Annotated in this window: 23 protein-coding genes and 1 riboswitch; of the genes, 15 read left to right on the top strand and 8 right to left on the bottom strand. The window is 46.9% G+C overall.

The genetic code is table 11. The features are described from left to right. The first annotated feature begins 9 nt into the window (after positions 1-9). A riboswitch (TPP riboswitch) is annotated at positions 10-121 on the top strand. Positions 122-214: 93 nt separating this feature from the next. The 13 genes from thiM (at position 215) to BM415_RS13760 (ending at position 15,247) form a co-directional block, all read left to right on the top strand. Then, the gene (thiM, locus tag BM415_RS13820) at positions 215-1,051 is read left to right on the top strand and encodes a hydroxyethylthiazole kinase (RefSeq protein ID WP_091159269.1); all 837 of its coding nucleotides are present in this window, start codon (positions 215-217) and stop codon (positions 1,049-1,051) included. A gap of 3 nt (positions 1,052-1,054) precedes the next feature. Beyond that, on the top strand, positions 1,055-1,867 hold the full coding sequence (thiD, locus tag BM415_RS13815; RefSeq protein WP_091159267.1) for a bifunctional hydroxymethylpyrimidine kinase/phosphomethylpyrimidine kinase: 813 nt from the start codon (positions 1,055-1,057) through the stop codon (positions 1,865-1,867). Beyond that, positions 1,864-2,514 (top strand): thiamine phosphate synthase, encoded by a 651-nt coding sequence (gene thiE, locus BM415_RS13810; protein ID WP_091158816.1) that lies wholly within the window; start codon positions 1,864-1,866, stop codon positions 2,512-2,514. Before thiD ends, thiE begins: the two co-directional genes overlap by 4 nt. A 342-nt stretch (positions 2,515-2,856) precedes the next feature. Beyond that, positions 2,857-3,672, top strand: coding sequence for a creatininase family protein (locus BM415_RS13805; protein WP_091158814.1), 816 nt, complete (start codon positions 2,857-2,859; stop codon positions 3,670-3,672). Positions 3,673-3,686: 14 nt separating this feature from the next. Next, positions 3,687-4,493 (top strand): ABC transporter ATP-binding protein, encoded by an 807-nt coding sequence (locus tag BM415_RS13800; RefSeq protein WP_170862450.1) that lies wholly within the window; start codon positions 3,687-3,689, stop codon positions 4,491-4,493. A gap of 36 nt (positions 4,494-4,529) precedes the next feature. Further along, entirely contained in the window at positions 4,530-5,852 is a 1,323-nt protein-coding gene (locus BM415_RS13795; RefSeq protein ID WP_348272317.1) for an FAD-binding oxidoreductase, read from the top strand. A 35-nt stretch (positions 5,853-5,887) separates the two neighbouring features. After that, positions 5,888-6,775 carry an ABC transporter permease gene (locus BM415_RS13790; protein WP_091158809.1) on the top strand — a complete coding sequence of 296 codons (888 nt, stop codon included), beginning with the start codon at positions 5,888-5,890 and terminating at the stop codon, positions 6,773-6,775. A 37-nt stretch (positions 6,776-6,812) separates the two neighbouring features. After that, a complete protein-coding gene (locus tag BM415_RS13785; RefSeq protein WP_091158808.1) occupies positions 6,813-7,850 on the top strand; it encodes an ABC transporter substrate-binding protein in 1,038 nt (345 codons plus the stop codon). A gap of 149 nt (positions 7,851-7,999) precedes the next feature. Beyond that, entirely contained in the window at positions 8,000-9,382 is a 1,383-nt protein-coding gene (locus BM415_RS13780) for an amidohydrolase family protein (RefSeq protein ID WP_091158806.1), read from the top strand. Beyond that, complete coding sequence (locus tag BM415_RS13775) at positions 9,373-10,668, top strand: amidohydrolase family protein (protein ID WP_091158805.1); 1,296 nt, start codon at positions 9,373-9,375, stop codon at positions 10,666-10,668. The genes BM415_RS13780 and BM415_RS13775 overlap by 10 nt, the downstream gene beginning before the upstream one ends. A 376-nt stretch (positions 10,669-11,044) precedes the next feature. Beyond that, the gene (pulA, locus tag BM415_RS13770) at positions 11,045-13,933 is read left to right on the top strand and encodes a type I pullulanase (protein ID WP_091158803.1); all 2,889 of its coding nucleotides are present in this window, start codon (positions 11,045-11,047) and stop codon (positions 13,931-13,933) included. 121 nt (positions 13,934-14,054) lie between these two features. Continuing rightward, the gene (locus tag BM415_RS13765) at positions 14,055-14,681 is read left to right on the top strand and encodes a 50S ribosomal protein L25 (protein ID WP_091158801.1); all 627 of its coding nucleotides are present in this window, start codon (positions 14,055-14,057) and stop codon (positions 14,679-14,681) included. A gap of 218 nt (positions 14,682-14,899) precedes the next feature. Beyond that, positions 14,900-15,247, top strand: a complete 348-nt coding sequence (locus BM415_RS13760; RefSeq protein ID WP_170862449.1) for a YobA family protein — start codon at positions 14,900-14,902, stop codon at positions 15,245-15,247. A gap of 276 nt (positions 15,248-15,523) precedes the next feature. Here BM415_RS13760 and BM415_RS13755 read toward each other — a convergent pair whose 3' ends face one another. The 3 genes from BM415_RS13755 to BM415_RS13745 form a co-directional block, all read right to left on the bottom strand. Next, positions 15,524-16,093, bottom strand: a complete 570-nt coding sequence (locus BM415_RS13755) for a manganese catalase family protein (RefSeq protein WP_091158798.1) — start codon at positions 16,091-16,093, stop codon at positions 15,524-15,526. Positions 16,094-16,116: 23 nt separating this feature from the next. After that, positions 16,117-16,383 carry a spore coat protein CotJB gene (locus BM415_RS13750; RefSeq protein ID WP_091158796.1) on the bottom strand — a complete coding sequence of 89 codons (267 nt, stop codon included), beginning with the start codon at positions 16,381-16,383 and terminating at the stop codon, positions 16,117-16,119. A 62-nt stretch (positions 16,384-16,445) separates the two neighbouring features. Then, the gene (locus tag BM415_RS13745) at positions 16,446-16,664 is read right to left on the bottom strand and encodes a spore coat associated protein CotJA (RefSeq protein WP_091158795.1); all 219 of its coding nucleotides are present in this window, start codon (positions 16,662-16,664) and stop codon (positions 16,446-16,448) included. Between the two features lie 349 nt (positions 16,665-17,013). Between BM415_RS13745 and BM415_RS13740 the strand changes: the two genes are divergently transcribed. Continuing rightward, positions 17,014-17,376, top strand: a complete 363-nt coding sequence (locus tag BM415_RS13740; RefSeq protein WP_091158792.1) for an HIRAN domain-containing protein — start codon at positions 17,014-17,016, stop codon at positions 17,374-17,376. A gap of 7 nt (positions 17,377-17,383) precedes the next feature. Here the strand turns inward: BM415_RS13740 and BM415_RS13735 are convergent, their stop codons facing one another. The 5 genes from BM415_RS13735 to BM415_RS13715 all read right to left on the bottom strand — a co-directional run bounded on the left by BM415_RS13735 (position 17,384) and on the right by BM415_RS13715 (position 22,958). Next, positions 17,384-18,520, bottom strand: coding sequence for a glycosyltransferase family 4 protein (locus BM415_RS13735; protein WP_091158791.1), 1,137 nt, complete (start codon positions 18,518-18,520; stop codon positions 17,384-17,386). Between the two features lie 302 nt (positions 18,521-18,822). Then, positions 18,823-19,869: an aliphatic sulfonate ABC transporter substrate-binding protein gene (locus BM415_RS13730; RefSeq protein WP_091158789.1), complete on the bottom strand. Its 1,047-nt coding sequence runs from the start codon at positions 19,867-19,869 to the stop codon at positions 18,823-18,825. Positions 19,870-19,890: 21 nt separating this feature from the next. Further along, a complete protein-coding gene (locus tag BM415_RS13725) occupies positions 19,891-20,739 on the bottom strand; it encodes an ABC transporter permease (protein WP_091158787.1) in 849 nt (282 codons plus the stop codon). 320 nt (positions 20,740-21,059) lie between these two features. Further along, the gene (fabV, locus tag BM415_RS13720) at positions 21,060-22,262 is read right to left on the bottom strand and encodes an enoyl-ACP reductase FabV (protein WP_091158786.1); all 1,203 of its coding nucleotides are present in this window, start codon (positions 22,260-22,262) and stop codon (positions 21,060-21,062) included. Positions 22,263-22,367: 105 nt separating this feature from the next. Then, a complete protein-coding gene (locus BM415_RS13715) occupies positions 22,368-22,958 on the bottom strand; it encodes a TetR/AcrR family transcriptional regulator (protein WP_091158784.1) in 591 nt (196 codons plus the stop codon). A gap of 409 nt (positions 22,959-23,367) precedes the next feature. Between BM415_RS13715 and BM415_RS13710 the strand changes: the two genes are divergently transcribed. After that, positions 23,368-24,135: an SDR family NAD(P)-dependent oxidoreductase gene (locus tag BM415_RS13710; protein WP_091158782.1), complete on the top strand. Its 768-nt coding sequence runs from the start codon at positions 23,368-23,370 to the stop codon at positions 24,133-24,135. The last annotated feature ends 36 nt before the right edge of the window (positions 24,136-24,171 follow it).

Genomic DNA, 24,171 nt, shown 5'->3' with positions numbered 1-24,171 from the left:
CTTCAACAATTATATAAATACGGGAGCCTGCGGAAGCAAGCTGAGAGTACAACTAATCTGTTGTTGACCGGTTGAACCTGCCATGGATAATGCCAGCGTAGGGAGCGAACATGATGATTACGCATGCCTTCGCATGCGTTTTTTTATATTTGCGGTACCCCTCAGTTCCAAGATCGGCTCCTGTGTACCTTCCAAAAAGAAAGGTCTGATGACGATGTCTAATGATGTACTATCCTCTCTTATTACTCGAATTCATGAAGAACAACCATTGATTCATAACATAACGAATACGGTCGTTACGAATTTTACGGCTAATGGTTTACTAGCCCTTGGTGCTTCCCCGGTCATGGCATATGCGGAGGAGGAAGTGGCGGATATGGTTCAACATGCCCGCGCACTGGTGCTCAATATCGGGACACTTACTACAGACCTTGTCAATACGATGGTCACCGCAGGCAAGGCGGCAAATAAATACGGTGTTCCTGTGCTCCTTGATCCTGTCGGAGCGGGAGCTACACCTTATCGAACGGATGCGGCTCTTCGGATTCTTCGTGAAGTGGAGATTACACTGATTCGAGGCAATGCAGGAGAGATCAGTCACCTCATCGGGGAAGGAATGACTGTAAAAGGTGTAGATGCAGGTCAATCCGAGGTCGTAGAACGAGCCCAAATGGCGGTGCGTGCTGCCCGAACATTGGGAACAACCGTCGTTGTATCTGGTCCAGAAGACGTCATTACCAATGGTGATACAGGACTTGTTATAAAGTCCGGCCATCCGTTACTAACACGTGTCACAGGGACAGGCTGTCTCTTAACCTCTGTCATCGGTGCTTTTCTTGCAGTTCATGATTCGGTATTAGAAGCAGGAGCCGCGGGTCTCGGCTATTACGGAGCGGCTGCAAGCATAGCAGGACAGAAGACAGAGCAGATGGGAACTGGCAGCTTCCAGATTGCATTTTTGGATGAACTGTCCAATCTTGAGCCGTCTGTTTATGAGAAGTATGTGGAAATTACAGATATGAACGAGCTGTTCATCAAGGAGGAGGCATAAATGATGGAAATCGCTAAGGCGCTTACCATTGCAGGTTCAGACAGCGGAGGCGGAGCCGGAATCCAGGCCGATATCAAAACCTTTCAGGAGCTGGATGTCTATGGCATGTCAGCACTCACAGCGGTTACTGCCCAAAATACACTTGGCGTGCAAGGCGTTCACTCTCTGCCGGTTCCATTTGTAGCGCAGCAGATTGAGTCTGTCTTTGCCGATCTGAGACCGGATGCGGTGAAGACAGGGATGTTATTCAGCAGTGAAATTATTGCAGAGGTTGCACAGCAGGCTGCACAGCATCGGATAGATAAGCTGGTCATCGATCCAGTGATGATTGCAAAGGGCGGCGCATCCCTGCTTCAATCTGAAGCTGTAACGGCGCTTGTTCAGCAGCTGCTTCCGCTTGCACTTGTCGTTACACCTAACATTCCCGAGGCGGAAGTGATGACAGGCTGCACTATTCATTCGCTGGCAGACCGCAAGGAGGCGGCTATGCGAATCCATGATTATGGCCCAGCGTATGTCATTGTTAAAGGGGGCCATGATGCAGGCAGCGATACGGTTACAGATTTATTATACGATGGGACAGCCTTTACGGAGCTTGCAGGACCAAGGGTGGACACCGTTCATTCCCATGGAACAGGCTGTACGTTCTCAGCGGCGCTTACCGCAGAATTGGCAAAAGGAAATGATGTCCTATCAGCGACGAGGACGGCAAGAGATTATGTCCAGGCTGCACTCACCGATACATTAGGTATTGGAGGGGGACATGGTCCGACGAATCACTGGGCTTATCGCAAGCAAAAGGGAGTGAGCGTATGAGCCGGATTTCGAGTGCTCGTATGAAGGAGCTGCTCCGAGTTTATTTTGTTATGGGCAGTGCAAATTGTGTGAAAGCACCGGAGGATACGCTGCAGGCTGCACTAACCGGCGGGGTGACATTATTCCAGTTCAGAGAGAAGGGGACCGGCTGTCGTGAAGGCGCTGAGCGGATCGAACTCGCCCGGCGTTTGCAGAAGCTGTGCAGGGAGCATAATGTACATTTTATCGTTAATGATGATGTCGATCTGGCGCTTGAAATCGATGCAGATGGTGTCCATGTCGGTCAGGATGATGAGGAAGCGGGCATGGTGAGACAGAGGATTGGTAACCGAGTCCTTGGCATATCGGCGCATACTATTGAAGAAGCGGTGAAAGCTTATGAGCAAGGAGCCGACTATATCGGAGTGGGGCCAATCTATCCGACAAGGTCGAAGGATGATGCAGAGGCTGTACAGGGTCCTGGAATTATCAAGGCTATGCGGGAAGCGAACATCATGCTTCCCATCGTTGGAATTGGCGGGATCACGGCGGCAAATAGCAGGGAAGTCGTTGAAGCAGGAGCAGACGGAGTAGCCGTCATTTCTGCGATCAGCTATGCAGAGGATGTTGCCGACAGCGTGAGGCAGCTCCATAACTTTAAAGCTTAATATAAAGAGAAGAATAGCTGACATGAATCAGTCATTCTTCTCTTTTTTAGTTGCAAAGCATGAAAACGAAAGTTAAATTACATTCATGAATTATATAACAATTTTAACCAGCATTGAATTCATTTCCTTCTAAAAAACGAACAATAATAATTAATATCTACATTATTTTTCGTATATAATCCCTAATATCTGACATTAACATGACGCTATAAAGTGCTCAAAGCACAAAACAAAGTTGCCATTTTATTCAAAAAACCAAAACGACGTAAATTTTGTTTACATCATCTCTCCATCCCATTACATTGTTTCTAACAACAATACATAACTGAGGGGTGGATATGAATGACCGCACGTTATCAAGGAATGGCTTACAACGAGTTGTTCCTCCCCAGACTGTCCGGGCCTGAGATCGGTGAACTTGCCAAGACGGGAGCCATGCTGATCTTGCCGATCGGTGCCATGGAACAACACGGACCGCATCTTCCTGTTTATACCGACACGCTGATTGGAGAAGGGATGTTAACGGAGGCATTCAAGCATCTGACTTCAGAGGATAATATATGGCTATTACCGCATCTCCCTTACGGAAAAAGCAATGAGCATGCAGGCTGGAGTGGAACGGTGACCTTAACCGCAGTGACGCTGCTCGCTGTACTGATGGATATTGCAGACAGCCTTGCCAGAACCGGCTTTGACAGGCTCGTATTATTTAATACTCACGGCGGAAATGCCGATCTACTTAATCTGGCTGCCAGAGATATTAGAGAAAAGACAGGCATGATGGTATTCAGGCTCGATGGAGGCGGTCTCGATAACGATAAAGAGCTCTTAACACCTGAAGAACGAATGTATGGCATTCACGCAGGTGATTCGGAAACGTCGATGATTATGCATCTACATAACGCATGGGTGCATCACGATGTGCTTCCAAATGAATTTCCGCCTGTTAGCTCAGAAATGAAGCTTCAATTCAGCAACAAACGGTTTGCATGGGTGATGAAGGATCTATCCATATCCGGCGTTTGTGGAAATGCACAGCTGGCTACAGCTGAGAAGGGCAGCACACTGCTGACATCGGCAGGCAGGAATGCAGCGGAGCTGTTTAAACTGATGCTTGAATTCCAGTTTGACAAGAAAATAGAAATGGAATCCGTTTAAAGGGAGAGATGACGATGAGCAGTTTGATTACAGCACAGGGAAACAAGGCAAATCTTAACCCAGGACTGGCACCGTTAGTGGAGATGGAAGGCATCAGCAAGATTTATCAGACCGGCACCGTTGCCCTTCAGGACGTCAATCTTAGCATTCCTGAAGGAGAGTTTGTCAGCTTTGTAGGTCCTTCCGGCTGCGGTAAATCCACCATATTTCGTATGATCGCCGGTCTTGGAGATCCGACAGCTGGCAAAATGCGGCTGATGGGCATGGAGCCTGCAGAAGCGAGGAAACAGAGTGATATTTCATTCGTTTTTCAGGATGCAACACTACTTCCATGGTGTAAGGTCATCGACAATGTTACGCTGCCGATGGAGCTGCGTAAGGTGCAGAAGAAGGAAAGAGTGGAGAAGGCAATGCATGTTCTCGAGATGGTCGGCCTGAAGGATTACGCGAACGCTCTTCCACGCCAGCTCTCGGGTGGAATGAAGATGCGAGTGTCGATCGCGAGAGCACTGGCATCAGATCCGAAGCTGCTGTTAATGGATGAACCTTTTGGAGCACTGGATGAAATGACCAGACAAACGCTCCAGGATGAACTGCTCGGCATATGGCAGAGGGATAAGAAAATGACAGTATTATTCGTTACACATAACGTTTTTGAAGCGGTGTACCTCTCGACCTCAATCGTTGTCATGACAGCAAGACCTGGCAAAATCGCGAGCACAATTCCGGTTTCGGTTCCGTTTCCGAGAGACGAAACGTTCCGTACCGCGCCGGAGTTCAGCAAGCTAGTCGGTCAAGTGTCAGAGGTGCTGCATCACTAGCATTAATTAAAAATTCCGTGCTCAGGGAGGACGAAGATGATGGCTGTTGAGATCGAGAAGGTGTGTATTGATGGGCTTGGTATAGATAAGGTGCTGCTTGATCTTGATTCCAGGGAGAAGCTCTCGAAGGATTACTACTGGTATTCTCCTGTCCTCGAAAAACGGTTGAAGGATAAAATTGCGGATAGTATTGTTCGACCCGAGACGGATGCTGAAGTGGAGACATTGCTTAAGATCGCATATCACCACAAGGTTCCCGTTACGGTAAGAGGTGCGGGTACGGGTAACTACGGTCAAGCCGTACCGCTCGAAGGAGGCATTGTGCTCGATCTAAGCAAGCTGGATCAAATCCTCGAATGGGGTGAGAATTCAGTCCGGGTACAATGTGGAGTAAGGCTTGGATCTCTGGAGCGTGCGGCTCGGGAACGAGATCTTGAGCTGCGAATTTATCCGAGTACGTTCATGAAGGCAACTGTCGGCGGATATGTATGCGGTGGTTCAGGCGGGATCGGTTCGATTACCTGGGGTGACCTGTGGGACGGCAATGTAACGGAGGTCGTCGTCTATACCTTGGAAGAGGAACCGAGAAGACTGGTCGTTTCCGGCGAAGAGCTTCCAGCCTACATTCATAACTATGGCACAACCGGAATTCTGACGGAGCTCGTCATTCCACTTGCACCAAAGACCGAGTGGGAGCAGTCTATCGTCTTTTTTGATGATTTTATGCAGGCTATGGAGTTCTCCCATGACTTATCTCACAATGATTCCATCCGCAAGAGACTTATCTCTCCCCACGAATGGCCAATACCTTCGTATTTCAGACCTTTGAAAAAGGTAGTCGTACCCGAGAAAGCAGCCGTTCTGTTAGAGACAGAGGAGGGAAGCCAGCCTGCCCTAGCAAGTCTCGCTGAACAGCATGGCGGTACAATTGGTCATTACATTCCGGCTGAGAAGTATAGATCAGGCATTGGCTTGTCTGACTTTGGCTGGAACCATACGACATTATGGGCGCTTAAATGCGAGAACAATATTACGTATTTGCAGGCTGGGTTCTCATTATCGCATTTCAGAGAACAAGTGAAGCTTGTTAAAGAAACCTTTGGAGATGAAGTGCTGCTTCATTTTGAATGGATGAGAAGCCGTGGCAAAGTAACACCATCTTCACTGCCCGTCGTGCGATATACGACAGAGGAGCGCTTGAACGAGATTATCAACTTCTTTAATGCTAACGGAATTTATGTAGCTAACCCACATACGTATTCGCTGGACTCGGGCGGACGAGGAATATTGCCGCTCATGAAACAGAAGAAACGGGAGAATGATCCATTAAGACTGCTTAACCCTGGCAAGATCGAGTAGAAGAGAGCTCTTCAATGAAAGGACGTGCATAGACAATGGCAATGAATCAGCCGAAGCTTGCTTATGAAAAGAAGGGTCAGAAAGAGGACAGCAATGCTCCTTCTGCATCTGCTGTCCAAACCACGAAAGCAGCGAAAAGCAACAATTTCATGCAGAAATTCCTTCCTCCTGCCATCGCATTCATCGTTGTTGTCGGCTTATGGGAGATCGTAACGAGATTACTCGGGTATGCCCCCTATTTGCTCCCTAAGCCATCGGATATCGTATTATCGGCGGTGGAGAATTGGAGCAACCTGATGACATCGGTCATGACGACAGTGTATGAATCCGTATTTGGATTTCTGCTCAGCATCATCATCGGGGTATCCGGAGCGGTACTGCTTGCCAGTTCAAAAATAATCGAGAAAGCGGTCTATCCCTATGCGATCGTGCTGCAGACCATTCCGGTTGTAGCGATCGCTCCGATTATCGTCATCTGGTTTGGTGCAGGAGTGAACTCGATTGTTATTATTGCCTTCTTGATCGGCTTCTTCCCGATGATATCCAACACCTTGATTGGCCTTAATTCTACAGATGGCAATATGCAGAATCTATTTAAGCTGTATAATGCTTCACGGTGGCAGGTCATGTGGAGACTGCGTCTGCCTGCAGCCATGCCTTACATTATTGCAGGACTGAAAGTATCCTGTACCCTGTCTGTCGTTGGGGCCATCGTCGGTGAATACATTGCAGGAATCGGCGGCGGCGAGGGCGGTCTCGGGTATGCCATTACTGTAGCCTCTTCGAGACTCCAGACGCCTTATTTGTTCGCATGCGGACTGTGTGCCTCCATTCTTGGAATTACCTTCTATCTGCTCGTAAGTGCCTTCTCCAAATGGGCGCTCAGCTCCTGGCATGAGTCTGAAATGAAATCCGAGAACTAAAATTCCTGAATATAAAATATAAGGGGGATTTAAAGGAATGAACAATTCATTGAAGAAGAAAATGTCAGGTCTCACGGTAACGATGGCACTCGCCCTTATATTCTCAGCATGCAGCAGCTCAGGCTCTGGCAGCAGTACAACCGAAGGAAGTGCCAGCGCAGGTGAAGAAGGCGCCAAGGAACCTGTAAAAATCACCCAAGTGACGAACTGGTTTGCACAGCCTGAGCATGGAGGGCAATATACCGCTCTTGCCAAAGGGTACTATGAAGAGGCAGGTATCGATATGACCATCGAGCCGGGTGGACCTCAGGTTTCCTCCATGCAGATTGTGGCCTCCGGCAAAGCGCAGTTTGGTATGGGGCAAGCGGATGAAGTGCTCACTGCAAGAGATAACGGAATTCCGGTTGTAGCGATTGCCGCGATCTTCCAAAAGAGCCCGCAAGCGATGCTGTTCCATGCGGATGCGGATATTCAGGATTTTGAGGATCTAGACGGACGTAATGTATATATTGCACCTGGGTCAGGGTATTGGGATTTTATCAAGAAGAAATATGAGCTCACCGAAGTGAAGGATCAGACCTATACAGGGCAATTCGTTAACTTCATTGAAGATAAGGATGCGGTGACCCAGTCCTATGTCACATCAGAGCCCTACACACTGGAGCAGCAAGGCATTGAGACCCGTCATTTGCTGACATATGATGCAGGATTCCAGCCTTATTCCAATGTGCTGTTTACAACAGAAGAGTTCCTTGAGAAGAATCCTGAGGTTGTAAAATCGTTCCTTGCAGCCTCCATCAAAGGCTGGAATTACTACAAAGACAACTATGAAGAGATGAACGAGTTCTTGAAGGAAAGAAATCCGGATCTCACGCTGGAAGGGATGAAATATGGAGCTGAGCAGGAGTTTGAATTGATTTTTACAGATGAAACGGAAGCGAATGGACTGCTCAGCATGACAGAAGAACGTTGGACGAAGCTTCAGGAAGATATGCATAGCCTTGGACTTCTGAAAGAAAAAGAGGACATTACGAATGTTTTTACGACTGAATATCTTCCCGGTTCTAACGAGTAATCAATAGACAGCCTGGTGAAGCTGCAGCCTCCTGGCTTATCGGACGCCGACCTTTTGGGCAGCGGAAGAATAAGTTGCAGGGGGCTGTTTTTAATGAGATGGATACACCTGATTTCAATTATGCCAGTGCTGAATAGGAGGAGCGAAGGATGTCAGGAACGCTGCGTTTAATAAATGCAACCCTGCACGGTCTTGAACATAAGGGGAAGCTCTATGATATTTACATTCGTGAGGGGAGATTCGAGTCTGTTCAAGAGCAGACCTCATGTGAGGAAAGGGTCCAGGCTGCAGATATTGCATCTTTTGGACTTCCAATGGAAGGGGAAAAACACGGGAGACAGAATGTCTTTGATCTGAACGGACGAATGATACTTCCTGGCATGGTGGATATACATATGCATCTTGATAAAGCCTTCAGCTTGCCTCAGGTAGGGAATCAAACAGGCACACTGCTTGAAGCCATTCAAAATTACAGCAGCGCAGCTTCTTCCTTCTCCAAGGAGACGATTCGTGCACGAATCGTAAGGACAGCTCTGCAGGCCGTGTCTTATGGATCGACAAGGCTAAGATCCCATCTTGATTTTAATGTGAATGCAGGCGAGGATATTGCTATGCGTACGGTGGAAGCTGCACTGGAAGCCAGAGCATTACTGGGTGGCGTTGTGGAGCTGGAGCTGTATCCCATGGTTCCTTATCGGGATCTTGGAAGAAGAGGCATGGAGCTGATTGAAGAGTCGCTCAGAATGGGTCTTGACGGCATTGGCGGTGCGCCGCATTTATCGGCTAAACCGGATGCAGATATCGAAGGGATATTTGAGCTGGCTGTACGTCTTGGCGTGCCAATTGATCTGCACTGTGATGAGACGGACAATCCTGAGATGAAGACCGTACTTAAAGTAGCTCAGGAAACATTAAGATATGATTACTATGGAAAGGTCAATACAGGACATTTATGCTCCTTGTCTTCCATGCCCGCAGCTGAGGCTGATGAGCTGATCGAGATGATGTCACTCGCTGGAGTTCATGCGGCAACCCTTCCGGCAGCGAATTTGTATCTTCAAGGCAGAGCAGATCTGGGGCCTGTAAGACGCGGTGTGACGAGGGTCCGTGAACTGATGGAAGGGGGAGTGACTCTCGCCGCGGCATCTGATAATATTCATGATCCATTCCATCCCTTCGGGAGAGGGGATCTGCTCCAAATCGCGCAGCTCACAGGTTATGCGGCCCATTATGGAAGTCCCGAGGACATGGTGCGTCTCCTCGATATGGTAACGGTGAATCCTGCCCTCATTGCCGGCTTGGAGAATTACGGTATTCGTGCTGGTGGAACGGCCGACTTTGTAATCGTAGATGCAAGAAGCCCAGAGGAAGTGTTCACATGTCTGCCGGCTGGCCGATGGGTCGCCAAATCAGGAGCATGGGTCAGTGTGACAAGGGCATCAAGCCGTTTTGGAGAAGAACGAATTCAAAGGTTATGGGAGGAGTCGGTGTTAGATACGGAAGGAATTGGGGGTAGCGTGGTATGGAAATGACGATATTGAAAAATGTAATGACACCGGAAGGCCGTCATGTGGATGTATTCATTGCATCGGGCCGTATTCATTCCATTGAGCCATTCGGCACTTACTTAGTCTGGAAAGACGATCAGGAAGTGGTACATACCATTGATGGGCAGGGAGGACTCATGCTCCCTGCGTTTGTAGAATCCCACATTCATTTGGATACCGTGCTCACTGCGGGTGATCCAGACTGGAACTTAAGCGGTACCTTGCTTGAAGGGATCAGGCTGTGGAGTGAACGCAAGAAGCGGCTAACCCCAGAAGATGTGCGGCACCGGGCGAGTGAAGTGATACGTCAGCTGGTGGGACACGGAGTCCTGTATATTCGGACCCATGCAGATATTTCTGATCCTCAGATGACAGCACTAAAGACGCTACTTGCACTTAAGGAAGAGTGGGCATCGGTTGTTCAGCTTCAGGTCATCGCTTTCCCTCAGGACGGCATTGTTGCATGTCCTGGAAATGCAGAGCGAATGGAGGAGGCACTGCAGCTCGGCGCCGATGGTGTAGGGGCGATTCCCCATGGAGAACGAACCCGAGAGGATGGGGTAGAGTCACTTGAGATTTGCTTCGAGCTGGCTAAGAAGTACGGCGCATTCGCTCACGTCTTCTGCGATGAAACGGATGACGAGCAGTCTCGCTTCCTGGAGAGTACAGCAGCGCTTGCTATTAAGCATGAGCTATATGGCAAGGTGACGGCCAGTCATTGCAGTGCCACTGCTTATTACAATGAGTCGTATTTCCAGAAGCTGCTTGGACTTGTCAAAGCCTCCGGTATCCATGTTATTGCCTGCCCGCTGATTAACAGCTCCATGCAGGGCAGATTCGATGCATATCCGAGAGGCAGAGGGATTGCGCGGATCAGAGATATGTCGAGAGCAGGCATTCCGGTTTCCATTGCCCACGATGACATGCTGACGCCATTCTATCCGTATGGAGACGGAAATCAGCTGCAGGCAGTACATATGGCAGCACATTTGGAGCATATGACGGGAAGAGATGACGTATCCTCACTGCTGGATATGATCACAAGACATGGGGCCAGCGTTCTTGGACTTGAGGACAGCTACGGGATTGCACCCGGAAATCCGGCTAATCTTGTCGTGCTTCCTACCTGGCAGGCCGCAGATGCGATTCGGCTTCGTCCGAAGCCGCTGTATGTGATTCGCGAGGGAATGGTCATTGCCCATACACCCCCTGTCGAAACCGAATTCTCTTTCCCTGCTCCTATTCTAAGGTTTATTAGAACATCATTATGATTGCAAGCAAAACGGCGTCCCATCGAACTTGTTGATGGACGTCTTTTTATGCTGTGCGGAAGCCTTTTTTTACAGAGGAGATACATTAGCCGACAACCTTTGCAGAATGATGTCATATACTATCATGTAAGCGTTTTCGATTACAGGATACCTGCTTTGCTTCATTCTTTCTCGTGCAGGCGGTTATAGTTTCTCTATGAAAGTGGCATAAATGATAGTAATGGCGATAGAGTCATTGCTCTGTAGTTTATATATTTAACAGCTTAGGATCGATCACCCTGTGCAGGGAGAAGCAGATGAGTCTTTAAAGTCATAACGCACAAACGGGTAAGACTGCAGGGTCCGTAAATTATCAAAATCACGGGCGGTGAGCTTGATGCAGAATCTGAATAACGTTTATTATGACAAAAATGATCTCGGATTGACTTATACACGTACGAGCTGCACGTTTAAAGTATGGGCTCCTACAGCGAGCAAGATGGAGGTTGTTCTCTATGAAGATGCGGGTCGATATGACTCTAACGGCTTGGTTGCGGATCATGAGGATGGCGGAGCGCCCTATGTTATGAACCGAATGGAAGCGGGCACTTGGGGACTTACACTGCAGGGCGATTTGGAAGGGAAGTTCTATATGTACAAAGCCGGTTTCCCGAACGGACAGGTACATTATGCAGTTGACCCATACGCTACATCTGTTGCAGCTGGGGGTGTGCGCACCGCAATCATCGATATGACAAGGACAGATCCGGACGATTGGGAGGATGATGTAAGGCCTCCACTAATCAAGCCAACGGATGCTGTAATCTATGAGCTTCATGTCCGGGATTTCTCTATGGACGAGGAGTCGATCTTTCAGAAGAAGGGGCTCTATATTGCTTTTTCGGAAGAAGGCTTAACCGATCGAGACGGACATCGTATTGGAATTGACCATCTGAAGGAGCTAGGGGTAACCCATGTCCACCTGCTTCCGGTGTTTGATTTCAAGACGGTTAACGAATTAACAGTGCATGATACAAAAGCAGCCGATAACAAATATAACTGGGGCTATGACCCGCAGAATTTCAATGTACCGGAGGGCTCGTATTCAAGTGATCCTTCAAATCCGTATACAAGAATTCGAGAGTTCAAGGATATGATCCGCGCTCTGCACCGCTCCGGCATTCGAGTCGTTATGGACGTCGTTTATAACCACACCTATGGCGTGGATGACGGTCCTTTCGACGGCATTGTTCCAGGATATTATTACAGAAAAAATGCACACGGATTCTTATCCAACGGATCCGGTGTAGGGAATGAGCTGGCAACTGAGCGGCCCATGGTCCGAAAATATATTAAAGATTCCGTCCGATTCTGGACGGAGGAGTATCATATCGACGGCTTCCGTTTTGATCTCATGGGTCTGATTGATGTTCAGACCATGACGGAAATTACGGAAATGCTTAGACAGGAGATGGACCCTTCGATCCTCATCTATGGCGAACCATGGACTGGCGGCGATTCACCGCTTCCAGACAAAACACTCAAAGGTGTACAGCGCGGCAAAGGCTTTGCGGTCTTTAATGACCATTATCGCTCAGCGATTAAGGGTGATAGTGATGGTGCGGGAAGTGGATTTGCCACAGGCTGGTGGGGAGTCGAAGGTGCAGTGCTGACCGGGGTACAGGGTGCAATACATGATTTTGCTTATTCCCCGGCAGAGACGATCAATTATGTGACCGCGCATGATAACCTGAATCTATGGGATAAAATCGTGACAGCTCAAGGCATCAGACATCTGGTGGCCTTTCCTGAATGGAGGGATGGCCTTCCGACAAGTGGAACCAGCCCTGCGGATGCAGTCCGTCATGCGGATCCATACCGCCATGTAGATCCACTCCATTTGTTCGACAATGATACGGTGAGGCGCTCGTTGCTTGCCAATGGAGTAATCCTTACCTCACAAGGCATTCCTTTTATTCATGCAGGGGATGAACTGCTTCGCTCCAAATACGGGGATCACAACAGCTATCGGAGCGGCGATAAGGTCAATGCGCTGAGGTGGAGAAATAAAGCGAGGTTTCGAGCTGTATTTGATTACTACAAGGGCCTCATTTCGCTTCGGAAAAAGCATGCTGCCTTTCGTTTGGAGCACCGGGATCAGATCGAGCAATATTTGAAAGTGCTCCAATGCGGTAACGGAGTTCTTGCTTATATGCTGGAAGGTTATCGGGCAGGGGATATATGGAACCGGATTATCGTCATTTACAACGGGAAAGAGCAGGATGATGTGGTAGCCTTGCCACAGGATGCTGCCTGGAACATCGTTGTCAGTGATCGTATAGCCGGAGACGAGGTACTGGGGCAAGTGACTTCACAGATTGTTGTCCCAAGGTTGTCCATGATGGTGCTCTATGATCGGGAGAGTGGAATTGAAGCGCAAGTTTTGAATTCAATTGAAATTAGGACCTCCAGAAGAGCAGTGGCGGCAGGGGAACATTTTGAGTTTGAAGCGATTTATAGAGATCAGCACGGTAAGCGGATGGAAGGCGTTACTGCGGTATGGAGCTCCTCTGATGATCGTGTGATTCGGGTAAGACAGACGGGCAAGGCGAGGAGCTTCGAGAATGGAGAATGTACAATTACTGCAGCTCATGGGGAAATATTCTCGACGGTTCAAATGAGGGTCGATAATCTATATCCTGACCGGATTGAGATAGCTGTGGATAAGTCAATCTACGCGACCCAGGCTTTTCGACCTCAGGTGACGATCTGGAACCAGTATGAAGAGGTGCTTAGCGGAGTTCCATTTACGATGGAAACCACAACACCTCGCGTCATTGCTGTGGATGAGGCGGGCAAGGTTAAAGTGATCCGTCCTGGTATGGCGACGCTTACTGCACAAGCAGGCGAGGCGAAGACAAAATGTCATTTTCAAGTGCAGCCTTATTTCGTCCGTACGGTTGAAATTGAATATTCTCGGCCGGATGGACTTTATGAGGGCTGGAATGTCTGGGTATGGGGCACGGGAATTCATGATGGAAAGATACCATTGCAAGAAGAAGGAAATCAGACTGTGAGGGCACGGATTAGAGTGGCTCCCGGCATTAAACGGATTGGGTATATCATTCGGTTGAATGAATGGGAGGAGCGGGAAGGGGACCGTGATTACTATATAGATATTCCGCCTTCTCCAGGGAACGAACGGATTAAGGTTCATGTGCACAGCGGATCGAGAGAAGTGGTGGTTGCAGTGGGTGGGCAGCAGAATTCGCTTGCATGGGCTTAGTAGTGCGTAAACAAATGGAGATTCAATCTCGTTAATAGGGGTTAATTATAGATATGGCCCTGATTCTATCTGGTTTTGGGGGCAAATTCGAACCATGGACTTGTAAGGAGGATGTTTAGATATGAAATCCAACGGAGAAACGGTCCAACTAATTGCCGAACAAAGGACACAGAAAAAAGGTTCAGGTTTACGAAATCTAAGACAGAGCGGACGCGTTCCGGCTGTTGTATACGGGCAGCAATTTGACAGTATCCCGATTCATGTAGATGCGAAGGAATTTTCCCGCATATCTCACACAGGGCGTTCCGAGCTGTTCGAGCTGAAATTGGACGGTAAAACGGTGCCGGTGCTGATCAAGGATATGCAGAAACAAAACGATAGACTGCTCCATGTTGACTTTATAAAAATTGCGAGAAACAAGCCGATTCAGGTCACGATTCCGATCGATTTCCAAGGTACAGCGGTTGGTTCCAAGACAGGCGGCGTATTCCAGTCGCTCATAACCGAGCTGGATGTAGAAGGACTTCCTAAAGATCTTCCTTCTGTCATTGAAGTAGACATTACAAAGCTTGAAGTCGGGGATAAGCTGGCAGCTTCCGAAATTCAACTGCCGAAGGGTATAACCTTGATTACGCCCGAAGATACACTCGTGGCTTCTGTAACGGTACTGCGTGCAGCAGATACGGATACAGGCGAGGCGGCGGAGTCTAGTGCCGATGGAGAGGTAGCGTCTTCTGAAGAAGAGTAATTAAGATGGGTAGAATATAGAATATTTATAAAGGGCTCTGCGCAATTAACGCGCAGGGTCTTTTTTAAATGAATAGAATACATATAATTGCTTACCTGACTGGATACAAAAAATAAAAACAGCAGCTGTATACGATCTGAAAAAAATTAATCAGATGCAACTTTTCCGAGTGATATTTTGTCTAAATTAAAGAGGCAGAGAGGGTGGTGATGGTTACTATGAAGAATGTAATGATTACTTTTTTATTAGTAACACTAATATTAAGTGGATGTTCGTTAAGTGAGGAAAACAACAACTATACTATTATTACAGGGTATATTATTGACAAGGAAGAAGGGCGATTACTTGTTGTTGAAGGATTAGATGAATCCGAATTTGATATACATGAGCAGACAGTTGAAGAAATATTAAAAATTGCTGATCCAAATGCAACTTGGGTTTCTATCGGCGATAATAGAGAGAATGATTACAGCGTCGGTGAACAAGTTAAGGTCACAATAGACGGGGGAGTAAATACATCGTACCCTGCGCAAGCGTCTGCTAAGCATATTGAAGTGGTTGAATAAGGTTGACAAAAGGCTGCCTTTTTAACCTGATTTATAAAACAGATTAAATACAAAAGGCTCCGTTTTTCACAATTCGGAGGGGGGATTAAATGATGGGAAGAAAAAAAGTGAATATGGGGGATGTATTTCTTATCCCACTTGAAGGAATTTGTTAGGGTTATGGTACTTTCCCTGCTATATTTTGGGAGATAAGCCTACAGTTAAACAACCCAAGCCTGCATAAAAATCAGACTTAGGTTGCTTATTATTGCTTATAAATTGCAGTCAATTTTACAGCTAGAAAAACTTTCGATGATTCCGATCATCCTTAATGATCTCAACCGCTTCACGGAAGCGCTGGGAATGCACGACCTCCCGCTGTCTAAGGTATTTCAGACCGTCCTGTAGATCAACGTCATCGGTCATGTCAATGAGCCACTGATAGGTCGCCCGCGCTTTCTCCTCAGCAGCAATGTCCTCGTATAGATCAGCAATCGGATCGCCTTTGGCCTGAATATAGGTAGCCGTCCACGGCACGCCGGCAGCATTCTGATAGAACAAGGCATGATCGTGATTGGCAAAATGAGCTCCAAGTCCAGCCGCCTTCAGCTGTTCTGGTGTCGCATCTTTTGTTAGTTTGTACACCATAGTGGCAATCATCTCTAGGTGGGCAAATTCTTCAGTTCCGATATCCGTCAACAGTCCGATGACTTTGTCGGGGATAGTGTACCGCTGATTCAAATAACGCAGCGCTGCAGCCAGCTCTCCGTCAGCACCTCCGTATTGCTCAAGCAAAAATTTGGCCATCATAGGATCGCATTTGCTTACGCGAACGGGATATTGCAGTTTCTTATCGTATACCCACATGGTATGAATTTGCCTCCTTTACTTTAGACTTGCCATGGCCAAGGGGATTTGGACCATAGCCAGGAAGATTGCTGTGCTCCACTTTGACCGTATTGAAGCAGGGGACCATACAGAGCCTCAAACTGATCAGCAAGCTCTCTTCTCGCTTTGGCATACAGATTGAATTGCTCGAGTGCGGCAGGGTCATCGGGGTGCGTATCCAAATACAAGCTTAACTCGACAAGCACAAAATCCAGTGCCTGCAGCTCATGCAGCAATTTGTAGTAGTTCTCGTCAAGCGTTTGGTTCACATCTACTCGCCCCTTTCTAATCAGATGTTTTTCAAGTGCAATGCAGCAAAATCTGCTCTACATCACTTGCTCCTTGGCGGGTCATATGGGCTATACAGTACTTTCCACAAAGTGCCATATTTCAACGCGTCAAATGCGCTGAACTGGGGCAGATTGGGTGGCTGAAATCCAAGATATAAATTGGGTGGTGTGCTGTAATATTTCACACGAATGGGAGGGCACGGATCAAACGGACCAATAAATGGCTCATACGATTTAAACTGTGAATGGGAAGAATTCATGATGCGTGATCAACACCTTTCTCTAAAGTAGAGGAAACCGGACTATTCGTTCATATTTTGTTCCTTGAGCAATGGAATCTGTATGATGTATATGCTATCAGTTTAGTACACATACGTATTTTTAATGGAATGATCAATTTTCGTAATTGCGAAAATTAAACTTTGATATATGATAAATTATGAAAAATAACCGTGACAAAAATAGTTGGTTAAAACAGGTCTTAAGATCCTTTTTTTTGATTTACATTTATATAAAATAGTCCAAAAGTTTTGTTTTTTTCTGTAAAAAAAACTATAACGGTTACCGATAAACTTATCATTGACTACTACGAGCAAAGGAGGTATTTACGTGCATAAAAAACTTTATGCCGCAATAACTGATATGGAAAACCATCGGTATTCCTCAAAATTACGAGTAGGAGAGCCTGTTTTTCTAATTAAAGATCCAGATAACTTGTCCGACTCTGAAGCGATTCGCGTTGTTTTTCCTCCTCATGGACAAATAGGTTACATAGCAAACCATCCGGAAATCGTGCCAAGAGGCTGCTGCAGTGCAGGTAGAATATATGATACGTTCAAGCAGCAGACTCTTGGAATTGTACAGTTTATCTTTCAGGATATGGCGATTATCGAGCTTAGAGAAGTGACCTCTATGCCGGGAGCGGAAGAGAAGGAAGTCTTCATTATGTACCGAACATCCGAGAGGATGTAACGTATTTTTAATTCTGTTGTTCAATCTGGATATCACGGCCTGTCAAATGCTGATAGCTCGCTTCCAGCTGTGCAGCCGTCGCTTGCCAGGTATAATGGTGCAGGGCCTTCTCTCTTCCGTTTGCTCCCATAGACTGAGCCAGCTCAGGGTGCTTAGCGAGCTGAGCAAGCCGTTTGGCAAAGCCAAAAGGATTCTTATAATGCGTAACCAGAAATCCGTCATGGCCATCTTCGATGATTTCACGGATTCCTCCATTTTTTGAAGCTATGACCGGGATGCCTGAGGCCATCGCCTCTACATTGACCAGTCCAAACGCTTCATGCTTCTGAGAAGGGCATACGATACAGTCTGCAAGCGGGTACAGCTCGTGGATCTGCTCATGCTGAATTTCACCTAGAAAAAGGAGTTCAATTCTGAGTGTTTTGGCAAGCTGTTTGAGTCTGGCAAGATATGCTTTATTCTTGCTTTTACCGACGATGATAAGCCTGGTTCTGATGGAAGGCTGTACTCGGTAGAGGGCGCGCATGATAACGGGAATTCCTTTTTGAGGGATCACTCTGCCGACAAACAGTACGTTATAACGATTACTGGATATACCGTAGTGTTCCATACGAGCTTGTTTTTCCACCGCGGTTAATGGCTTGAAACGATGAACATCCACGCCTAAAGGTATCGTTATGATGCGATCAGAGGGCAGGGAGAATCGGCTTATGATCCGTCTTTTCAAGGAGCGGCTGTTTGCGATAATAAGATCTGCTCTCCGAAGCAGAGAAGAGATGGTATTGGATTTGGGAACAAAGGTAAGTGAGTGAAGAAAGAGGGCTACGGGCTTATCCGGATAAGCCTGTTTAATCTTAGCCATGCAGCGCGGACGGTTATCAACTTGAATAAGATCCACATGATCTAGTGTCTGGATGCATTTGATCACCTCTACCGCATAATCCTTTTTACTAAGAGCAGGTACTCTCTTGATGACAAGCTGATCACTGATCCATGTCTCATGCGGAAGCTGCGTAGTTAGTTTGCTAATTATCGTGATCTGATGGTGCATCGAGAGCTCTCTGGCGATGGCGAGCATGCAGATTTCTACAGATCCGCTTCCAGGCAGAGGAAATTGCTCAGGACTAACCATCACGATATGCATGTATATATGCCCCTTTCCGGTTGTCTTCTCTACGAAACGAGTTGAAGAGATTTTGCACAATCCTGAGTTATATATATATGCTGCCAAGTAATGAGGAGTTAGCAAATCGGGCAGACATCAGAGCGAATTCTACGGACAGCAAGAAAACCGTCCCCCTAAAAAAATAGGGAGCACGGTTTTTTCGTGTGTTAATCCAGAATCCATCGTTTCTGATTTAAAATGTGACCCGAAGGGTGAAGCATACATGATCTTATTTTAAGGGAATGGAGGAAGAAAACAAATGGGAGTTAAGCTCAATACTCTTAATTTGTATCTATTTCGAGCTCCTGAAGTGCTAGTTCAATATATTTGTTCTCAAGCACTAAGGAGGTGTCAAGCTGTTTGTCGATCGCATCAATGGAATAGAGGAAGTCAGCCTGTTCCTGATGCGCGGCTGCAAATTCAGGTGTAATTGGAGACAGGAGGGAAGTGTTGTTATTCATAATTTTCACCAGCATGTCTGCGTCCACATTTTTCGTTTGTCCAAAATGGGCTGCAACCTCCTCGACATGACCTTCATAATACTGCCTTACCTGTTCGTAAGTCTTAAGAAAAGTAACCGTCAGCTCCGGATAGGTTTCAATAAAGTCGGTACGTGCGATGAGAAAACTAGGCGCTAATATGTTCAATTGTTCTCCGTCAACAAGAACCTGAGCCCCTGTCTGCGTGGCGGCTGTTGTTACATAAGGCTCCCAGACAGACCATGCATCCACTGCTTTGGAGTCGAGGGCAGGCCTTGCTTCATCGGGCTGAAGCTGAATTAGTTCGATATCATTTCCGGTAAGTCCCGCGGTATGAATGACCTGGAACAGGAAGTTGTAGGCGCTGCTGCCTTTGGCTACGGCAATTTTCTTACCTTTTAGATCCTCAATTCGCTTAATATCACTGCCTTCAGGCACGAGAAGGGCATTTCCTTTCTTGCCGTCACCAGTAACAGCGATCGCTTTGAAGTCGATACCTCCGGTCTGTCCTGCGATCACTGGCGTACCACCTGTACCTCCAAAATCCAGTCTGCCCGATGCGAGTGCTTCAAAATGGGGAGGTCCGCTCGCGAACTCATGCCATTTTACTTCTGCACCGACCTGTTCAAATGCTTTTTCAAAAGCCTTCGTATCTCTTGCATAGGAGAAAATGCCGGTGGCGCCTTGCACTCCTATATTGATGACAACTTTATCTCCTGAACTGACGGCTCCTGCCACATCTGCCTCGCTGCCGCCTTGATTGGCGCAGCCGCTTAACATGAGCAAGACAATGAGCGCGGCCAGGAAGACTGCAATGGTGCGTGGTTTCTTCTTCATTTGTTCAGACATTGCTATCGAGCTCCTCTCTATTCAACCATTGAAGCTGTCTCGCCAGCGAAGCAGCTTTCTCTCTAAATACCGGACGAAGGAATCCGTGATCTTCCCGACCGCGGCAAAGATAATGATACCGACAAACACCACTGAGGTCTGCGTGAATTGACGTGCATCCTGTATCATATACCCGATTCCCTCACTTGAGCCCATAAGCTCAGCTACCACAAGTCCCAGCCAGGCAACGCCGAGGGATAGACGAAGTCCGAGCAGGATGTTAGGCAGTGCAGCAGGCAGCACGAGGCGGATCAACTGCTTGAAACGGCTGAATTCGAGCACCTTGGCAACCTCAAACAGCTTAAGATCTACACCGCGAATGCCAAGAAAGGTATTAACATACATTGGGAAAAAGGCGCCTTTGGCGATAAGCAATATTTTGGAGGTCTCGCCGAACCCAAACCATAGAATAAATAACGGAGTAAGTGCCAGATGGGGGATCATACGCAGCATTTGAAAGGTGGGGTCTAAAGTCTGCTCAAACCGGCGCAGGAAGCCGACAAGGGTACCAAATACCAGGCCAAGCCCAGCACCTAACAGAAAACCGCTTGCTGCTCTCGCGATACTGATTTGCATGTGACCAAACAGCTCGCCCGAAATCATCAGGTCCTTGAAGGATAATGCAATTTGCAGCGGGGTGGGGAGCATTGTGCTTGAGATCCATCCTGAGCTTCCTGCAACCTGCCACAGAATGAGTACGGTGCCTGGTACGAGTAGTCCTAGCAGAATGGAGCTGAGATGACTTGTTTTTGAAGCTTTAGCATTAGAGCGTTTTTTGCGCGTTGCCGCAGGCTTTATTTTAGTGCCTGAAGACTTCACTTGCTCAATCATAAGCTGACCTCCTTAATAGGGTGGATGATGGGATAACTACTCTATGCGAGAAAAATGGGTACAAAAAAGAGGCATCTTCCAAAATCGAAAATGCCTCCGTTTGTACGGTAGACGGTGAGAACAATTCTAAATCTCATAATTCCCATCGAATTGATATGTTATTGAGGTAAATAATATCAATCGATATGAAGCATGTCAATCTTTATTTTTCATATGAATTGCATCACTTGCTAAGCCAGGGTATTCAATTGGCCATGCCCAAAAAGCCCCCTGGTAAGTAAACCAGAAGGGCTGTATTGATGACATGGTCACTCGCGGAGCTATTCTACCTTGTAGGCACCAGGTATCTGAACATCAGGGTTAACATCGCTCTCATAATCAACACCATCCATCTGAAATCCGAACAGCTGGAAGAACTCTGTGTTGTATCCTTTCAGGTCCGAAATGTCATAAATGTTGTCGCTGTTGACCTCAGACCAGATGCGAAGAACCTCAGCCTGTACATCTTCTTGAAGCTCCCAGTCATCAATTCGAATGCGTCCTACATCGTCAACAAGCGTTTGCTCGCCATGGTACAGACGATCTGCAAATAAGCGATACATCTGTTCAATCGTACCTTCATGCAGCCCTTTTTCCTTCATGACTTTATATAATGCGGACACATATAGCGGAACGATCGGAATTGCCGAACTGGACTGGGTAACAAGCGCTTTGCTTACAGCAACATAAGCTCGTCCGCCCGTGCTGGATAGCTCCTCGTTCAGCTCATGTGCTGTCGCCTCAAGGTGATCCTTCGCTTGACCGATGGATCCTTCACGGTAAATTGAACGTGTAATTTCAGAGCCGATATAGGAATATGCAATCGTAGTGGCACTGTCTGCCAGCACGCCTCCGTCCTTCAGCGCCTTAATCCACAGCTTCCAATCGTCACCGCCCATCACCGTTACAGTATTGCGCACTTCTTCCTCGGTTGCAGGCTCTATGGTTACTTCAGTGACTTCACCTGTATGGAAATTGACCGTTTTGTTTGTGAACGCTTCTCCAATCGGCTTAAGAACAGAGTTTACCATTTCTCCGGTTGCCGGGTCCTGGCGTCTGGGTGCAGCGACACTGTAAACAACCAGATCAACCTGTCCCAATTGTTCACGAATCACCTCTACCGTTTTTTGTTTCGTTTCGTCGGTGAAGGCATCTCCGTTAACACTATAAGACTTAAGTCCAGCCGCGTTTGCTGCCTGCTCAAATGCAGCGGAGTTATACCAGCCCGCAGATGCCGTTCTTTTCTCGCTTCCTGCACTTGGACGGTATACACCGATGGTATTGGCACCTGCACCAAAAGCAGCAACGATGCGGGAGGATAAGCCGTAGCCTGTAGAAGCACCAAGAATAAGTACGTTCTTAGGTCCGCCATTGATTTGCGGCTGTGATTGTACGTATTTAATTTGCTCCTCCACCTGGCGCGCGCATCCAACGGGATGTGCTGTTGTACAAATAAAGCCGCGTGTTCTAGGTTTTATAATCATATTCGTTATATTCCTCACTTTCACTTTCGTTAGACATATCATGTCTCGCAATCTAGATACAGCCACATCCTATTGTAACAATATTTCAAGAAAGTGAAACCATCTTCATCGATTCTTGAACTCAATATAATCCAGACTCAGATTCGTTTGAATCATAACCTGCTCTGCCATATAGCTTGCTGAGTATTTAAAGTCGGTTTCCGCCCAGTACATAATGACGCCTACAAAAGCCGGCATGCGGTAGCTGAGCATAATTTCATAGTCTATTGATCTTGAGGAATCATTCATCACGATATGCATATCATTTCTCATGGCATCTTTAAGCAGATTACAGATGTCATACGAAAGATCGTTGCTTACAGAAAGAAGGGCTTTGAACTGGTCTTTGTGATGCTCAATGTGCTCTAAGAGACGCAGAGTGGAAGGATAAATCTTGTCCGCATCAACCCGATCCATACCTTCATAAGGGGCGAGCAATGCAGTTGAAACCCCTTGCAAGAACTCCCCTTTGATTTCTCTAAGTAAATCCTCTTTATCTATATAATGATTATAAAAAGTCCCGCGATTGTAGTCTGCACGACTGGCGATGTCCATAATAGTGGTAGCCTCATAACCTTTTTCAAGCACTAGCTCTATAAAAGCGACTTTAAGGGCAAGCCGTGTTCGTTTGCTTCTTCTGTCGTTCGTATCTTCCATTTGCCTGTAGACTCCTGTCCTATTCGTTCATAGTTGAATCAGTTTCGTAATACTCTCAATTAGAGCAGTTAAAGGTAATATGAAATGGCTTCGGTTACTTACGATTATAACGTAAGTCCTCTTCGTTCCCAAATCACTGTGATCCAATTTTGAACATTTTTAACGAGAGTGTCCAACTTCTAATTGTAAATTTAACAATTAAATTTTATGTGTCGATTAGATGACAATTCTGTGAATACTGATTATTGTCCTTCTTTTTCGAGAGGAGTACGATAAACAAGAAGTGAGTTACTAACAACTAAGAATCTTGCATGATTCTTATGGAAATGAATTACATTACCATCGTATGGCATCTGAAGTAATGCTGCAGACGTCATACCTATCCCGAGGAAAAGGAAGCGAATATACAATGAGTCAAACACAAGTAAAGACAGCAATTGTTACTGGAGCAGCAGGCGGTATTGGTAAGGAACTGGTACGTCGTTTGGCAGAACGCCAAGTGAACGTGGTCCTCGTTGACCTGAAGGAAGATGCGATTAAAGCAACAATCGAAGATCTGGGTCTTAATGATTCTAATTCACTTGCCGTTGCAGCAGACGTATCCAAAGAGGAAGATGTGCAAAACTATGTGAACAAGGCTGTTGAGAAGTTTGGCACTATTGACTATTTTGCAAACAATGCGGGAATTGAAGGTCCTACAGCTACCATCGATGAGATGAGTGTACAAGCACTTGACCTCGTATATAACGTGAATGTTCGCGGTGTATTCCTTGGTTTGAAGTATGTGATCCCTGTAATGAAGAAACAAAATTCAGGCGCAATTTTGAACACTTCTTCACTAGCAGGCCTGATGGGTGCTCCAGGGATGTCTCCTTACATTATGTCCAAGCATGCTGTCATTGGTCTTACTCGTGTAGCAGCAAATGAGCTGGCTTCATTTGGAATCCGTGTCAATGCGGTTCTTCCAGGTACGATTGCAACTCGTATGATGGAGCAAATCGAGGCAAATTCCGGTCAAGCAGAAGAGTACAAAAAAGCCAACGAAGCTGCAACTCCAATGGGCCGTTACGGCAAGCCGGAAGAAGTGGCTGCAGTCATGAATTTCCTGCTGTCTGACGAAGCTTCCTTTGTCACAGCATCTCTATACACCGTTGACGGCGGTATGGTCGGTCAATAATTAAGAAACATACTAAAGAGCCTGAACCATTACGGT

Source organism: Paenibacillus sp. 453mf (genome assembly GCF_900116105.1).
Taxonomy (GTDB): Bacteria; Bacillota; Bacilli; order Paenibacillales; family Paenibacillaceae; genus Paenibacillus; species Paenibacillus provencensis.
The sequence above is the reverse complement of the archived record's forward strand: the minus strand, read 5'-3'. Positions and strand labels throughout refer to the sequence as shown.

What these genes read in the sequence shown, in the direction of transcription:
- thiM (WP_091159269.1), top strand. Translation starts at nt 215, where the DNA reads ATGTCTAATGATGTACTATCCTCTCTTATTACTCGAATTCATGAAGAA.
- thiD (WP_091159267.1), top strand. Translation starts at nt 1,055, where the DNA reads ATGGAAATCGCTAAGGCGCTTACCATTGCAGGTTCAGACAGCGGAGGC.
- thiE (WP_091158816.1), top strand. Translation starts at nt 1,864, where the DNA reads ATGAGCCGGATTTCGAGTGCTCGTATGAAGGAGCTGCTCCGAGTTTAT.
- BM415_RS13805 (WP_091158814.1), top strand. Translation starts at nt 2,857, where the DNA reads ATGACCGCACGTTATCAAGGAATGGCTTACAACGAGTTGTTCCTCCCC.
- BM415_RS13800 (WP_170862450.1), top strand. Translation starts at nt 3,687, where the DNA reads ATGAGCAGTTTGATTACAGCACAGGGAAACAAGGCAAATCTTAACCCA.
- BM415_RS13795 (WP_348272317.1), top strand. Translation starts at nt 4,530, where the DNA reads ATGATGGCTGTTGAGATCGAGAAGGTGTGTATTGATGGGCTTGGTATA.
- BM415_RS13790 (WP_091158809.1), top strand. Translation starts at nt 5,888, where the DNA reads ATGGCAATGAATCAGCCGAAGCTTGCTTATGAAAAGAAGGGTCAGAAA.
- BM415_RS13785 (WP_091158808.1), top strand. Translation starts at nt 6,813, where the DNA reads ATGAACAATTCATTGAAGAAGAAAATGTCAGGTCTCACGGTAACGATG.
- BM415_RS13780 (WP_091158806.1), top strand. Translation starts at nt 8,000, where the DNA reads ATGTCAGGAACGCTGCGTTTAATAAATGCAACCCTGCACGGTCTTGAA.
- BM415_RS13775 (WP_091158805.1), top strand. Translation starts at nt 9,373, where the DNA reads ATGGAAATGACGATATTGAAAAATGTAATGACACCGGAAGGCCGTCAT.
- pulA (WP_091158803.1), top strand. Translation starts at nt 11,045, where the DNA reads ATGCAGAATCTGAATAACGTTTATTATGACAAAAATGATCTCGGATTG.
- BM415_RS13765 (WP_091158801.1), top strand. Translation starts at nt 14,055, where the DNA reads ATGAAATCCAACGGAGAAACGGTCCAACTAATTGCCGAACAAAGGACA.
- BM415_RS13760 (WP_170862449.1), top strand. Translation starts at nt 14,900, where the DNA reads ATGAAGAATGTAATGATTACTTTTTTATTAGTAACACTAATATTAAGT.
- BM415_RS13755 (WP_091158798.1), bottom strand. Translation starts at nt 16,093, where the DNA reads ATGTGGGTATACGATAAGAAACTGCAATATCCCGTTCGCGTAAGCAAA.
- BM415_RS13745 (WP_091158795.1), bottom strand. Translation starts at nt 16,664, where the DNA reads ATGAATTCTTCCCATTCACAGTTTAAATCGTATGAGCCATTTATTGGT.
- BM415_RS13735 (WP_091158791.1), bottom strand. Translation starts at nt 18,520, where the DNA reads ATGCATATCGTGATGGTTAGTCCTGAGCAATTTCCTCTGCCTGGAAGC.
- BM415_RS13730 (WP_091158789.1), bottom strand. Translation starts at nt 19,869, where the DNA reads ATGTCTGAACAAATGAAGAAGAAACCACGCACCATTGCAGTCTTCCTG.
- BM415_RS13725 (WP_091158787.1), bottom strand. Translation starts at nt 20,739, where the DNA reads ATGATTGAGCAAGTGAAGTCTTCAGGCACTAAAATAAAGCCTGCGGCA.
- fabV (WP_091158786.1), bottom strand. Translation starts at nt 22,262, where the DNA reads ATGATTATAAAACCTAGAACACGCGGCTTTATTTGTACAACAGCACAT.
- BM415_RS13715 (WP_091158784.1), bottom strand. Translation starts at nt 22,958, where the DNA reads ATGGAAGATACGAACGACAGAAGAAGCAAACGAACACGGCTTGCCCTT.
- BM415_RS13710 (WP_091158782.1), top strand. Translation starts at nt 23,368, where the DNA reads ATGAGTCAAACACAAGTAAAGACAGCAATTGTTACTGGAGCAGCAGGC.